Source organism: Bradyrhizobium sp. P5_C11_2, from assembly GCF_054049755.1.
On record NZ_JBFULT010000182.1, the window covers coordinates 1 to 12,729 of the forward strand.

Below are 12,729 nucleotides of genomic sequence, written 5' to 3' on the forward strand. Positions count from 1 at the left end.
CATGAGCCCGGTGAGACCAACAGGGGCGGGACCAACCAGACAGTTTTAGCCTTGTCCGATACGCCTTACCCGATCGACCTCGACAGCATTCGCGGCGCGTTTCCGCCGGGCATCGAKGCGCCACCGTTGCTGGTCGACTTCGCCGGCTGGCTCAACGGGCGTGCCTGGGGCAGCGTCGGCCGCTTCTCCCTGCAAGGTCAGTTCTCCGACCAGGCGCCGATCTTTGACGGCAGTCCGTTGCGCGACAGGTTTTCGCTGTTCATGCGGCTGCCGGACGGCTCGGCCGTCGGCGGCTGGTATGGCGCCGGTCTCGACCGGGACAATCCGCCTATGGTCGGGCTGGGGTCGGAAGGCGCCTACGAATTGCTGGCGCCGAGCCTCGACGGGCTGCTGGCAAAGCTGACGTCGCAGCAGTTCGACAAGGCCTGGAGCGATCTTTTGCCGCATGACAAGGTCGAGTGTCAGACCGTCGAGCTTGCGCAATGGCTCGCCGGCCGGCCGCCCGGTGAGCAGACGACGCCGCCCGAGGAGGCGCCGTCGGAGCTGCCCGACTTCCGCGGCTTCGTCGAAAAATGGAGCCGGGATCGCGAGGAGTATTGGGCCAATCACCGGCTGATGGCCGAGCTCGGCTGGCGGCTTGCCGCGCACCTGCCCAAGGGCAAGAAACCCTGGGACAAGACGCGCTTCGAGGTCGCCATCGTCGGCAAGCAATACCAGGCGCGCGTCCTGACGCGCGGACCACAGCCGTTCGAGGAGGCCGCCTCGATCGAGTCCCTGCTGCGTGACTTGCGCGAGGAGACGCGGCGCGCGCAGCCGGAACTCGGGCTGTGGTACGCGATGAGTTTTGGACTCTATGCCGACGGCCGGGTCATGCCGAGCTTCGAATACGATGTGCGTCCGACCATCGATGGCGAGCCTGCGCAGCTCTCCGAAGCGAAGGCCGATCTCGCCCGCGCCCCGCGCCCGGAGCGCTGGGTGCCGAAATGGCTGGCGGCATCCTGAAGCTCGGAATCCCGCGATGCTGCCGCCCAGCCGGCGCGCCGAAATCTTCTGCTGTCGTGCCATCTGGACCTCGCGGGAACGGCACCTTCGATCCCCCTTGACTTAGAGTGCGCTCGAAGGGGTATCTGTTCGTGCGTCAGTACGAGAACGGGCACACATGAAGATCGGTGACCTCGCAAAACGAACCGGCTTGTCGACCCACACGTTGCGTTATTACGAGCGCATCGGGCTGTTGCCATACGCATACCGGGATCGTTCCGGCCAGCGTGACTTTGACGCATCGATCCTCACCTGGATCGAATTCCTCGGTCGGCTCAAGACCACGGGAATGCCGATCCGGGACATGTTGCGTTATGCGGCGCTTCGTGATGAAGGCGAAGCCACCGGGCCAGCCCGGCGGCAGATGCTGGAAATCCACCGGGAACAGGTTCGCACGCAGATTGCCGAACTCCAGGAATGCCTGCTCGTCCTTGATACCAAGATCGCCGGCTATGCCGGCGACGAACAGAGGACGAAGGAAGATGACGCACGCCCAAACACAAGCCGAAAGCCGCTTCGATCGCGGCCAGCGCGCCCTGTCACGCATTGACGGCAGAGCCGGCGAAAAGGTCGTGGCCTCACTCGCCGACATCGCTCCGGATTTCGCACGATACGTGATCGAGTTTCCCTTCGGCGACATTTACAGCCGCGAGGGCCTCGGCCTGCGCGATCGAGAGATCGCGACGATCGCCGCGCTGACGGCGCTCGGAAATGCCGCGCCTCAGCTCAAGGTGCATATCGAGGCGGGTCTGAACGTCGGGCTGTCTCGCGACGAGATCGTGGAGGTCATCATGCAGATGGCCGTCTATGCGGGCTTCCCGGCGGCGGTGAACGGGCTGTTCGCAGCCAAGGAGGTGTTTTCCGCGCATGACGGACGGCAGGCGTCGGGAGAAGCGACATGACGAACTTATGGTGATCTGCTCGTTGGGACCGCTGGGTGCCGAAATGGCGGGCGTGACATCCACATCGTCATTGCGAACGCAGCGAACGCGAAAGTGGCCCCGTCATCCCCGCGCTCGCGCGGGGATGACGGTGATGAAGTGGAAGTCGCTGTCGTCAGTGCTTCAAAACCCTGCGACGCTGCCGTGCAGATCGTATTGGTCGGCGCGCTCGATCTTCGCGGTGACGATCTCGCCGACACGCAAGGGACGGCGGCTCGTCAGATACACCGCGCCGTCGATCTCGGGCGCATCGGCCTTGGAGCGACCCTTTGCAACGGTCGGGCCGACTTCGTCGATGATGATCTGCTGGCGCGTGCCGACCTTGCGCTTCAGCCTGCGCGCGGAGATCTTCTGCTGGCGGGCCATCAGTGCGTTGTAACGCTCCTGCTTGACCGCTTCCGGCACCGGATTTTCGATCGCGTTCGACGTCGCGCCGGCGACCGGCTCGTATTTGAAGCAGCCGAGACGATCGATCTCGGCTTCATCGAGCCAGTCGAGCAGATAGGCGAAATCGGCATCGGTCTCGCCGGGGAAGCCGACGATGAAGGTCGAGCGCAGGGCGAGATCGGGACATTCCTCGCGCCAGCGCTTGATCCGCGCCAGCGTCTTGTCCTGCGCCGCCGGGCGCTTCATCGCCTTCAGCACCTCGGGGCTCGCATGCTGGAACGGGATGTCGAGATAGGGCAGCACCTTGCCCTCGTTCATCAGCGCGATGACCTCGTCGACATGCGGATAGGGGTAGACATATTGCAGCCGGACCCACGCCCCGAACTCGCCGAGCTCGCGCGCGAGATCGAGGAATTTGGCGCGGACCTGGCGATCCTTCCACGGGCTCTCGGCATATTTCAGATCGACGCCATAGGCCGAAGTGTCCTGCGAGATCACCAGCAGCTCCTTGACGCCGGCGCCGACCAGACGCTCGGCCTCGCGCAGCACGTCGTCAGCGGGACGCGAGACGAGGTCGCCGCGCAGTTTTGGGATGATGCAGAAGGTGCAGCGGTTGTTGCAGCCCTCGGAGATCTTCAAATAGGCGTAGTGCCGCGGCGTCAGCTTGATGCCCTGCGGCGGCACCAGAWCGAGATGCGGATTGWGCGCCGGCGGCAGCGCACGGTGGACCGCGTCCAGCACGCTCTCATATTGCTGCGGGCCGGTGATCGAGAGCACGCCGGGATAGGCCTGCTCGATCTGCTCGGGTTCCGCGCCCATGCAACCGGTCACGATCACCTTGCCGTTCTCGGCCATGGCCTCGCCGATCGCCGAGAGCGATTCCTGCTTGGCGCTGTCGAGGAAGCCACAGGTGTTGACGATGACGATGTCGGCCCCGTCGTGCTTGCGGGCGAGCTCGTAGCCCTCGGCGCGCAGGCGCGTGATGATGCGCTCGGAATCCACCAATGCCTTGGGACAACCTAGGCTGGTAAAAGAAATGCGTGGCGCTCTTTCCATGTAATCGCCTGGAACCTGTGTCTGAATTGTCCGGAGTTGCGATCCAAGTAATTGATCTGATGCCGAAATTCAATAACTAACCTATGCGGTGCGATGCTAAAGCAGTACTCGCGCGTATATGACGTGATCGGCCAGTCACAAGGGAGGTATGGACTGACTGAGGGCTCCTGATGTGGGAAGCCGGTTCCGATCGTGTGAGTGGAGGAGCCGAGATGAATTGCTCCAACGTGCACGTTTTTGTTGTTATCTGTTTCTTGCTCGATTCCACGGAGCTAAACTGCGATGCGCCGTTTCATCTTCGGCATGGTTTTCGTCACCGCTGCCTGCGGCGCGATGTTTCCGGTACGGGCTGAAGTCGACAAGATCATCCATGTCTGCGATCGGCAAGAAAGATTGTGTCCGGAATTCAGGCCACGCGTGAAGGCACCCGATGGGTGGACGAGGGACGAGGCCGCGAGTCTCAAGTACGGCGCCTCGATGTTCGTGCCCAACGGGAAGATGTTCGGTAAAGCCGAAGTGATCATCTATGCCGAAGGCCGCTACAACAAGGATCGGACCGAATTGGTTCAATGGGTCGCAACGAGCGATAGGGATTGGGCGACGACATCCGGCAAGAATGCCAAGATCACCACGCTTCCCTCGGTGAACCCCAAGGTCATTATCAACCGCTACGACAATCCGTCCCTAAAGGACCAGCCGATTGAAGTGATCGCGCATTACGCCGATCTCGACAAGGACGGCAATTCCTACGTCGTGCGGCTAGCGGTCTCCGGCCTCAACGAGACGGCGGTGCTGGCCGCCGTGCCACTTCTCGACAAAATGATCGCTGGCGCGAGGATTCCGTGAGAGCGTAAGCCCAGATGGCAGCTGCCGTCGGGCGGGAGTGGGGCGGCTTTGAAAGTTTACATTCGTTGTCTCAGGAGCATCCGAGCGACACGAAGCTGACCTTGGGCGCAGCCGTCTGTTGCAGATCTCTTGAATCTGCCTGATTGATCGGCGGGAACTAGTCCTAATTGCCGTCAATTACAACCCTTTGCAGGGCGTTCCGGCGTGCTATGGATGAATCGCCGGACGTGAGTGAGCAATGAGCRCCGAACAGTCGCCCAAAATCGTGATTGTCGACGAGAGCCCGATCCGGGCCGCGATCCTCCAGGAGGGGCTGCGGGAGGCGGGGTTCACGCAGGTCGTCCACATCAGCGAGATGCAGAGCCTTTTGGCGCGCATTTACGCGGTCGATCCCGACATCATCCTGATCGACCTGGAAAACCCCAGCCGCGACGTGCTGGAAGCGATGTTCCAGGTCAGCCGCGCCGTCAAGCGGCCGATCGCGATGTTCGTCGACCAGAGCGATTCCGCCTCGATCCAGGCCTCCGTGGAGGCGGGGGTATCCGCCTACATCGTCGACGGGCTGAAGAAGGAGCGCATCAAGCCGATCCTCGACCTCTGCGTGTCTCGCTTCAACGCCTTTGCCAAGCTCCAGGAGGAACTGGAGCGGACCAAGTCGCAGCTCGAGGACCGCAAGATCATCGAGCGGGCCAAGGGCATCTTGATGAAGGTGAAGGGCCTCAACGAGGACGAGGCCTATGTGCTGCTGCGCTCCACCGCGATGCGCGAGAAGAAGAAAATCGGCGAGATCGCCCAGTCGATCATCACCGCGTCGGAGATGCTGAAATGACTGGACCGCTCCGCATAGGGTTCATTCCGCTGGTCGATGCCGCCGCGCTCATCGTCGCCGTCGACAAGGGGTACACCGCGGCCGAAGGGCTCGAGGTCGAGCTGGTGCGCGAGGTGTCCTGGTCCAACGTGCGCGACAAGCTCAATATCGGCCTGTTCGACGCCGCGCATCTGCTGGCGCCCGTTGCGATCGCGTCCTCGCTCGGGCTCGGCCATGTCAAGGTGCCGATCGCGGCGCCCTTCAGTCTCGGCATCAACGGCAACGCAATCACGGTCTCGCCGGCGCTGCATGCCGCGCTGATGGAGGAGATCGACGGCGACCGCTTCGATCCGATGGCCACGGCGAAGGCTCTGGCGAAGGTGGTCGCCAAGCGCCGCAAGACGGGCGCCGAGCCGCTGACCTTCGGCATGACCTTCCCGTTCTCGACCCACAATTACCAGCTGCGGTTCTGGATGGCGGCGGCCGGCGTCGACCCGGACGAGGATGTGCGCCTCGTGGTGCTGCCGCCGCCCTACATGGTCGACAGTCTCGCCAACGGCCATGTCGATGCGTTCTGCGTCGGCGCGCCCTGGAATTCCGTCGCGGTCGACCTCGGCATCGGCCACATCCTGCATTTCGTCTCCGACATCCTGGTGCGCGCGGCGGAGAAGGTTTTGGCCGTCCGCCAGACCTGGGCCGACAAGAATCCGGATGTGGTTGCAGCCCTGGTGCGCGCGGCGGTGAAGGCGGCCGAGTTCATCGAGCATCCCGCGAACCTGGCGGAAGCGGCGCAGATCCTGGCGCAGGCCGAACGGATTGGCGTCGATGCCGAGGTGATCCAGCGCACCCTGGTCGGACGCCTGAAGATCTCGCCCGACGGCACCTTCCGCGAAAGCGGCCGCTACCTGCTGGTCGGACGCGAAGGGGCAGGGCGGCCCGATCCGGTCCAGGCCGCCTGGCTCTATGCGCAGATGGTGCGCTGGGGGCAGACCGCGCTCACACCCGACGGCGTCAAGACGGCCATGGCCGTGTTCCGGCCCGATCTCTACGACGCAGCCCTCGGCCGCCAGCCGCCCGCCGAAGCCCCCGCGGCGTTCGGCGCATTCGCCGGGCCGGCCTTCGATCCCGACAACATTCGCGGGCATCTTGAGGCCTTCGAGGTCGGTCGCTGGCGGGCCTGATTCGGGCCTGCATCGTTTTTGGGCGCGCGGGATCATCGGCTAAATTTTGAGCCGACTGCTCGAATTTCGGAAGAGTTCCAGGACCTGGGTTTTCCGGGGCCGTCCGTAATGGACTGAAATCATAGCCATTTTCATTTCGGCCAAGCTGGCACGCAACTTGTATGTTGCAGTGCGGCCAGCCTGTCACAGATGCCTGCTGAGCCGAGTCCCGCAGCAACGAAGCTGATCGGACCGTTGGGTGCAGAGCCGGCTCTCGAGCCAGCCGAGCTCCTCGCGGGTCGTGCACTTTTCCGTCGATACCACCCAGGTGGCCGCAGGAGCTTCGTTACCGACCATGAAACTCGAAACAGTCTCAGTCGACTTTACCGACGACCAGAAGCGCTATCTCGAAGGCTTCACGACCGGCCTGCAGATCAGCCGGGTCGGCCGCGGCTTCGGCGGCGCCGCCAAGGCCAATGCCGAGCCGACCGGTCCCGATGCCGTCCACATCAAGGCGCAGGACAAGGTCATCGCGTCGGGCAAGAAGCTCGCTGACCAGGAGAAGTTCAAGCGCGACGAGCATCCCTTCGATGCCTATCCGCGCCTGCGCCAGCAGGCGCTCGACAACGCGCCGCCCAGCCCTGCGGACAACTTCCGCTGGCGCTATTTCGGGATCTTCTATGTCGCGCCGGCGCAGGACTCCTACATGTGCCGCCTGCGCATCCCCAACGGCATCATGAAGCACTGGCAGCTGTCGGGCCTCGCCGATCTCGCCGAGGATTTGTGCGGCCCGTTCAGCCACGTCACCACCCGCGCCAATCTCCAGCTTCGCGAGATCCCGCCGAAGAACGCCGTGAAGCTGATCGAGGGCATCCAGGACCTCGGCCTGTGCTCGCGCGGCTCCGGCGCCGACAACATCCGCAACGTGACGGGAACGCCGACGGCCGGCATCGATCCGCAGGAGCTGATCGACACGCGGCCCTTTGCGCGCGAGTGGCACTATCACATCCTGAATGATCGCTCGCTGTACGGATTGCCGCGCAAGTTCAACGTCGCCTTCGACGGCGCCGGCAGGATCGCCGTGCTCGAGGAGACCAACGACATCGCATTCACGGCGTACGAGGTGAAGGACGGTTTCGGCGTCGAGCCCGGGGTCTGGTTTCGCCTTGGCCTTGGCGGCATCACCGGACACAAGGACTTCGCCAAGTACTCCGGCATCATCGTCAAGCCGGAGCAGGCGACGGCTGTTGCCGACGCCATCGTGCGCGTGTTCATCGAGCATGGCGACCGCACCAACCGCAACAAGGCGCGGCTGAAATACGTGCTGGACGCCATGGGCCATGACGGCTTCCTGAAGCTCGTCGAGGAGCGGCTGAAGACGCCGTTCACGCGCGTGCCGGAAGAGGCATTTGCGCCGCGGCCTGCGTCGGACCGCATGGCGCATGTCGGTGTGCACAAGCAGAAGCAGGACGGCCTGAACTGGATCGGCGTGTCACTGCCGCTCGGCAAGATCACCTGCGACCAGATGCGGGGCCTGGCCAAGGTCGCGCGCGACCTCGGCGACGGCGAGATCCGCCTGACCGTCTGGCAGAACCTGCTGATCCCGGGCGTGCGCGACGAGAATGTCGAGCTCGCGATTGCCGCGATCAAGCAGATCGGGCTCGCGGTCGAGGCCTCGCATATCCGCGCCGGCCTGATTGCCTGCACCGGCAATGCCGGCTGCCGCTTCGCCGCCTCGAACACCAAGCGCCACGCGGCCGAGATCGGCGACTGGTGCGAGCCGCGCGTCGCGATGGACAAGCCGGTCAACATCCACGTCACCGGCTGTCACCATTCCTGCGCGCAGCACTACATCAGCGACATCGGACTGATCGGTGCGCGTGTGCCGGTCAGCGAGGACGACACGGCCGAGGGCTACCACCTCTTCACCGGCGGCGGGTTCGGTCCCGACGCCGATGTCGGGCAGGAAGTCTATCACGACCTCAAGGCCGAGGACGCGCCGAAGACGGTCGAGGGCCTGCTCAAGGCCTACATCGCCCATCGCTCGTCTCCGGACGAAACCTTCCTCTCCTTTGCGCGCCGCCACGACGGCGAGACGCTGCGCAAGCTTGCCGATGCAGAGGTGTCCGCATGAACCAGATCAGCCCCCCGCCCAAGCTCGACATCATTCCCGCGAGCGCGCCGTTCTCCGATGCGCAGCGTTCCTGGCTGAACGGCTTCTTTGCCGGGCTGCTGTCGCCCGATGCAGCGGCGCCGCTGTCGGCGGAGCAGGGCGCCGCCGTCATGCAAGGCGCAGCCGGTGACGGCGACGACGGCGAAGCACCGTGGCACGACCAGACCATGCCGATCGCCGAGCGGATGAAGCTCGCCGAAGGCCGTCCCGTGCGTCGCAAGATGATGGCGGCGATGGCGCAGCAGGATTGCGGCCAGTGCGGCTACAATTGCCACGACTATTCGGAAGCGATCGCGACCCGCAGCGAAGCGCGGCTCAATCTTTGCGTCCCCGGCGGCAAGGAAACCGCGCGGATGCTGAAGGCCCTGCACGAAGAGCTCGACAAGGCGCCGGCGGCCAAGGCTCCTGACAAGCAGGATGCGGTGACGGCGCCAGCGGTGACGGTGACGATCGCCGAACCCGGCCGTTCGCGCGACAATCCGGTGGCAGCGACATTCCTGTCGCGTCGCCTGCTCAACAAGGGCGCCTCGGAGAAGGAAACCTATCACATCGAGTTCGATCTCTCGGAAGCCAAGCTCGATTACGTCGTCGGCGACAGCTTCGGCGTGTTCGCGCGCAACGACGTCGGCCTGGTCGACCAGATCATCGCGCTGCTCGGCGCCTCGCACACCACCAAGGTCAACGGCAAGACGCTGCGCGAGGTGCTGATCGACGACGTCTCGCTGTCGCCGGCGCCCGACACGCTGTTCGAGCTGATCTCCTTCATCACCGGCGGTGCGCAGCGCGAGAAGGCGCGGGCGCTGGCACAGGGCGAGGATCCCGATGGCGATGCCGCGACGCTGGACGTCATGGCGGCGCTCCAGAAGTTTTCCGGCACGCGGCCGCATCCCGAGGCCTTCGTCGAGGCGCTCGAGCCGCTCCAGCCGCGGCTTTACTCGATCTCGTCCTCGCACAATGCGACGCCCGGAAAGCTGTCGCTGACGGTCGATTCCGTGCGTTACGTCATCGGCAAGCGCCAGCGGATCGGCGTCGCCTCGACCTTCCTAGGCGAGCGCATCAATGATGGCGAGAAGCTCAAGGTCTACGTGCAGAAGGCTCACGGCTTCGGCCTGCCGGCGGATCCGAAGACGCCGATCATCATGATCGGTCCGGGCACCGGCATCGCGCCGTTCCGCGCCTTCCTGTTCGACCGCAAGGCGACCGGCGCGCCCGGCAAGAACTGGCTGTTCTTCGGGCACCAGCGCAGCGATTGCGATTTCTTCTACCAGGACGAGCTCAACGCGATGAAGACCTCGGGCCTCCTGACCCGGCTGTCGCTGGCGTGGTCGCGTGACGGCGAGAAGAAATTCTACGTGCAGGATCGCATGCGCGAGGTCGGCCGCGAGGTGTGGACCTGGCTCGCCGAAGGCGCGCATCTCTACATCTGCGGCGATGCCAAGCGCATGGCCAAGGACGTCGAGCGTGCGCTGGTCGACATCGTCGCCCAGTTCGGCGCGCGTTCGACCGACGAAGCCGTCAGTTTTGTCGCCGAACTCAAGAAGACCGGCCGGTTCCAGGCTGACGTGTACTAAGGCGCGCCAAGATCAGGGCAAATCGGCCTCGCGGCGCATGCGCGGGGCATCGCGTCGGCTACTGTGCATGGGGTTGTTTGCGACTTTTTTGTCGGGCGGCGTTCTGATGCCTGGTTCAACCGTCATCGCATTGTCATCCGAGTCGGTTCCAGCTGGCTCGGACTTTAACGAATAAGATTCTCGGAACCCGCGGGTGAGGAGAATTTGCACCTGCGATCGGGCGCCTTCAGAGAACCCTTATCGCTATTTCCGCCGCAGTCTTGCCACCCGCTACGGTTGATCCTTCATAATCCCGCAAATGGGGCGTTGGAGATCGACCATGCGCGAACTATCGGCGGAAGCCAGGCTGCACTTCTACGCGCGCTCGCTCTCGCGTCGGACCGGGGCGAGTGTTCACCACATCGGGCTCTACAGCGCCTTTGCCGTCATCGCCGCCATCGTGTTCGGCACGCTCTCGGTGCACCCGTTCTGACGGCTTCGTAGGGTGGGTTAGCCGAAGGCGTAACCCACCAACTTCGTCCCGCATTCGCTGAAGCATGGTGGGTTACGCTAACCCACCCTACGGCACTGAGTCTGCCTCACGTCCCGCGCCTGAACGGCGCCACGTCGATCCCCGCATCCTTCAAGGCCTGACGCAAGGTCCGCGCGATCTCGACCGCGCCGTGCGTGTCGCCGTGGATGCACACCGTATCCGTGCGCATCTTGATCACCTTGCCGGTCACCGACACCACCGCGCCGTCCTGCACCATGCGCACCACGCGATCGGCAATCGCCTTGGCATCGTGCAGCACCGCGCCGGGCTTCTTGCGCGAGACGAGGTTGCCGTCGTCCTCATAGGCGCGGTCGGCGAACACCTCGTGCACCATCGGCAGATTGGCTTCTTCGCCGGCCTTCACCAGCTTCGAATTGGCGAGCACGACGAAGATCAGGCTGGGATCGACCGCCTTGATGCCGGCGGCGATCGCCTTGGCCGTCATGTCGTCTTCGCAGGCGACATTGGACAGCGCGCCATGCGCCTTCACATGCGTGACCTTGTGGCCGGCCGCGGTCGCGATCGCCTGCAACGCGCCGATCTGGTAGGCGACGAGGTTCTCGATCTCGGAGGCTTTCAGGCCCGCGATCGGGTGCCGGCCGAAGCCGTGCAGGTCGCGATATCCAGGGTGCGCGCCGACCGAGACGCCGCGCGCTTTCGCCAGCTCGACCGTCCGGCGCATGATGTCGGGGTCGCCGGCATGGAAGCCGCAGGCGACGTTGACCGAGCTTGCCAGCTCGATCATCGCGRCGTCGTTGCCCATCTCCCACGCGCCGAAACCTTCGCCGAGGTCGCAATTGAGATCGATGGTCTTCATGGGTGCTCTCCGCCTCTAGTTTCTTGCCGCTTATGGCTCCGCCACGACCTGCCATGTCCCGGCATCGACGGCGCTCACCGCATAGCCCGCAACGTTAGCATCGCTGAGCGCCTCGATGTTGAGCGCGACGGTGTCGGAGGAGCGTAAGCGATCGGGCAGGTTCCGGATCAGCTGTGCAAACTTGCGCGCCTCGTCCTGCGCCTCCGCCATGCTGACGGCCTTGAAGCGGAACGCGGTTCCCGCCGAGGTCTGCGCGAGGCGGCCGACATCGGCCGTGATCACGGTCGCGATCTTCGGATAGCCGCCGGAGGTGCCGCGGTCCATCATCAAGGCGATCGGCGCGCCGTTGCCGGGCACCTGGATGCTGCCGTTGACGGTGCCGTCGGAGACGATGTTGTGGCCGTGCAGATGCTTGATTGCGGGGCCTTCGAGCCGGTAGCCCATGCGGTCGGAGGTCGCCGAGATCTTCCACTCGCTGTCGAGGAACAGCGCCTTGTTGGCGTCGTCGAACTCATCGTCCTGCGGACCCAGCACGACCCGGATCGGACCGCTCGGGGGCTTCGGCAATTCGATCCGCAGTTCCGGCGCGCCGCTCGCGGCATCGACAGTGAACTCGTCGCCGGCCTGGAGCGGGCGCGGGTAGGGACTGCCGAGACCGGCGCGCGCATTGACCGCGAGGCTGCCGAACACCGGTTCGCCCTTGATCCCGCCTTCGATCGCGAGATAGGTGAAGGCGCCGCCGCGGGCGAAGCCCAGCGTCAGCGTCTCGCCGTCCTTCAGCGTCACCGATGTGTCCATGGCGACCGGTCGCCCCGCGACGTCGGCATTGCGCGGCGCGCCGGCAATCGCCACGCGCACGGCACCGTCGCGGGCGGTGAAGGTGGCGCCGAACGGACCGATCTCGACGCTGGCTGCGAACGGCTCGTTGCCGACGAGCGTGTTCGCCGCCGCGAGCGACAGCCGGTCCATCGCCCCGCTGACCGTCAAGCCGTAGCGCTGCGCACCGTGCCGCCCGCCGTCCTGGACGGAGCTTGCAGGCCCGATGCTGGCGACGACGAGCCGGCTCATGCGACCACCTGCTCGGCGATGATCGCGCCGGCCTCGGCGGCGCGATCCTGCTCTTCGAAGGCCTTGTGGTCGATGGCAAAAAACGTCACGCGATCACCGGGTTCGGTGAGGAAGGTCGGATTCCGGTGGAGCTGATAGGTCCGCACCGGCGTGCGGCCGAGCAGGTGCCAGCCGCTCGGCGCAGCCAGGCACTGGATTCCGGCCTGGATGCCCCCGATCGAGATCGTGCCGGCCGGCGTCAGCAGCCGCGGATTCTGCCGCCGCGACATGTGCAGGGATTTGTCCAGGCCGCTGAGATAGGACCAGCCCGGCGTGAAGCCGATCATGGC

General features: G+C 64.8%; 13 protein-coding genes. 9 read left to right on the forward strand and 4 right to left on the reverse strand.

Annotation, left to right across the window (positions count from 1 at the left end):
* The 3 genes from ACXJL8_RS18485 to ACXJL8_RS18495 all read left to right on the forward strand — a co-directional run.
* Positions 1-1,002: hypothetical protein (locus tag ACXJL8_RS18485; RefSeq protein WP_456685367.1), on the forward strand; the 1,002-nt coding region annotated here is incomplete at its 5' end.
* 157 nt (positions 1,003-1,159) lie between these two features.
* Complete coding sequence (locus ACXJL8_RS18490) at positions 1,160-1,591, forward strand: MerR family transcriptional regulator (RefSeq protein WP_456618967.1); 432 nt, start codon at positions 1,160-1,162, stop codon at positions 1,589-1,591.
* Positions 1,524-1,943 carry a carboxymuconolactone decarboxylase family protein gene (locus tag ACXJL8_RS18495; protein ID WP_456618968.1) on the forward strand — a complete coding sequence of 140 codons (420 nt, stop codon included), beginning with the start codon at positions 1,524-1,526 and terminating at the stop codon, positions 1,941-1,943. The genes ACXJL8_RS18490 and ACXJL8_RS18495 overlap by 68 nt, the downstream gene beginning before the upstream one ends.
* A 162-nt stretch (positions 1,944-2,105) precedes the next feature.
* Here the strand turns inward: ACXJL8_RS18495 and rimO are convergent, their stop codons facing one another.
* The gene (rimO, locus tag ACXJL8_RS18500; protein WP_456685368.1) at positions 2,106-3,425 is read right to left on the reverse strand and encodes a 30S ribosomal protein S12 methylthiotransferase RimO; all 1,320 of its coding nucleotides are present in this window, start codon (positions 3,423-3,425) and stop codon (positions 2,106-2,108) included.
* A 282-nt stretch (positions 3,426-3,707) separates the two neighbouring features.
* Here rimO and ACXJL8_RS18505 point away from each other — a divergent pair, with 282 nt between their 5' ends.
* The 6 genes from ACXJL8_RS18505 (at position 3,708) to ACXJL8_RS18530 (ending at position 10,455) form a co-directional block, all read left to right on the forward strand.
* Positions 3,708-4,271: a hypothetical protein gene (locus ACXJL8_RS18505; protein WP_456685369.1), complete on the forward strand. Its 564-nt coding sequence runs from the start codon at positions 3,708-3,710 to the stop codon at positions 4,269-4,271.
* 238 nt (positions 4,272-4,509) lie between these two features.
* Entirely contained in the window at positions 4,510-5,100 is a 591-nt protein-coding gene (locus ACXJL8_RS18510; protein WP_456685370.1) for an ANTAR domain-containing response regulator, read from the forward strand.
* The gene (locus ACXJL8_RS18515; RefSeq protein WP_456618972.1) at positions 5,097-6,260 is read left to right on the forward strand and encodes a CmpA/NrtA family ABC transporter substrate-binding protein; all 1,164 of its coding nucleotides are present in this window, start codon (positions 5,097-5,099) and stop codon (positions 6,258-6,260) included. Before ACXJL8_RS18510 ends, ACXJL8_RS18515 begins: the two co-directional genes overlap by 4 nt.
* Positions 6,261-6,594: 334 nt before the next feature.
* Complete coding sequence (locus ACXJL8_RS18520; RefSeq protein WP_456685371.1) at positions 6,595-8,373, forward strand: NirA family protein; 1,779 nt, start codon at positions 6,595-6,597, stop codon at positions 8,371-8,373.
* Positions 8,370-9,983: a sulfite reductase subunit alpha gene (locus ACXJL8_RS18525; protein ID WP_456618974.1), complete on the forward strand. Its 1,614-nt coding sequence runs from the start codon at positions 8,370-8,372 to the stop codon at positions 9,981-9,983. The genes ACXJL8_RS18520 and ACXJL8_RS18525 overlap by 4 nt, the downstream gene beginning before the upstream one ends.
* A gap of 319 nt (positions 9,984-10,302) precedes the next feature.
* Positions 10,303-10,455 carry a hypothetical protein gene (locus ACXJL8_RS18530; RefSeq protein WP_247983211.1) on the forward strand — a complete coding sequence of 51 codons (153 nt, stop codon included), beginning with the start codon at positions 10,303-10,305 and terminating at the stop codon, positions 10,453-10,455.
* Between the two features lie 106 nt (positions 10,456-10,561).
* Here ACXJL8_RS18530 and ACXJL8_RS18535 read toward each other — a convergent pair whose 3' ends face one another.
* From ACXJL8_RS18535 to ACXJL8_RS18545, 3 genes are all read right to left on the reverse strand, one after another.
* The gene (locus ACXJL8_RS18535) at positions 10,562-11,332 is read right to left on the reverse strand and encodes a LamB/YcsF family protein (protein WP_456685372.1); all 771 of its coding nucleotides are present in this window, start codon (positions 11,330-11,332) and stop codon (positions 10,562-10,564) included.
* Between the two features lie 30 nt (positions 11,333-11,362).
* Positions 11,363-12,400, reverse strand: a complete 1,038-nt coding sequence (locus ACXJL8_RS18540; protein WP_456618976.1) for a 5-oxoprolinase subunit C family protein — start codon at positions 12,398-12,400, stop codon at positions 11,363-11,365.
* Positions 12,397-12,729: carboxyltransferase domain-containing protein (locus ACXJL8_RS18545; protein ID WP_456685373.1), on the reverse strand; the 333-nt coding region annotated here is incomplete at its 5' end. The genes ACXJL8_RS18545 and ACXJL8_RS18540, both read right to left, overlap by 4 nt.

Excerpts from the sequence above, each read along its gene's own strand:
- ACXJL8_RS18490 (WP_456618967.1), top strand. The coding sequence starts at position 1,160 with ATGAAGATCGGTGACCTCGCAAAACGAACCGGCTTGTCGACCCACACG.
- ACXJL8_RS18495 (WP_456618968.1), top strand. The coding sequence starts at position 1,524 with ATGACGCACGCCCAAACACAAGCCGAAAGCCGCTTCGATCGCGGCCAG.
- ACXJL8_RS18505 (WP_456685369.1), top strand. The coding sequence starts at position 3,708 with ATGCGCCGTTTCATCTTCGGCATGGTTTTCGTCACCGCTGCCTGCGGC.
- ACXJL8_RS18515 (WP_456618972.1), top strand. The coding sequence starts at position 5,097 with ATGACTGGACCGCTCCGCATAGGGTTCATTCCGCTGGTCGATGCCGCC.
- ACXJL8_RS18520 (WP_456685371.1), top strand. The coding sequence starts at position 6,595 with ATGAAACTCGAAACAGTCTCAGTCGACTTTACCGACGACCAGAAGCGC.
- ACXJL8_RS18525 (WP_456618974.1), top strand. The coding sequence starts at position 8,370 with ATGAACCAGATCAGCCCCCCGCCCAAGCTCGACATCATTCCCGCGAGC.
- ACXJL8_RS18530 (WP_247983211.1), top strand. The coding sequence starts at position 10,303 with ATGCGCGAACTATCGGCGGAAGCCAGGCTGCACTTCTACGCGCGCTCG.
- ACXJL8_RS18540 (WP_456618976.1), bottom strand. The coding sequence starts at position 12,400 with ATGAGCCGGCTCGTCGTCGCCAGCATCGGGCCTGCAAGCTCCGTCCAG.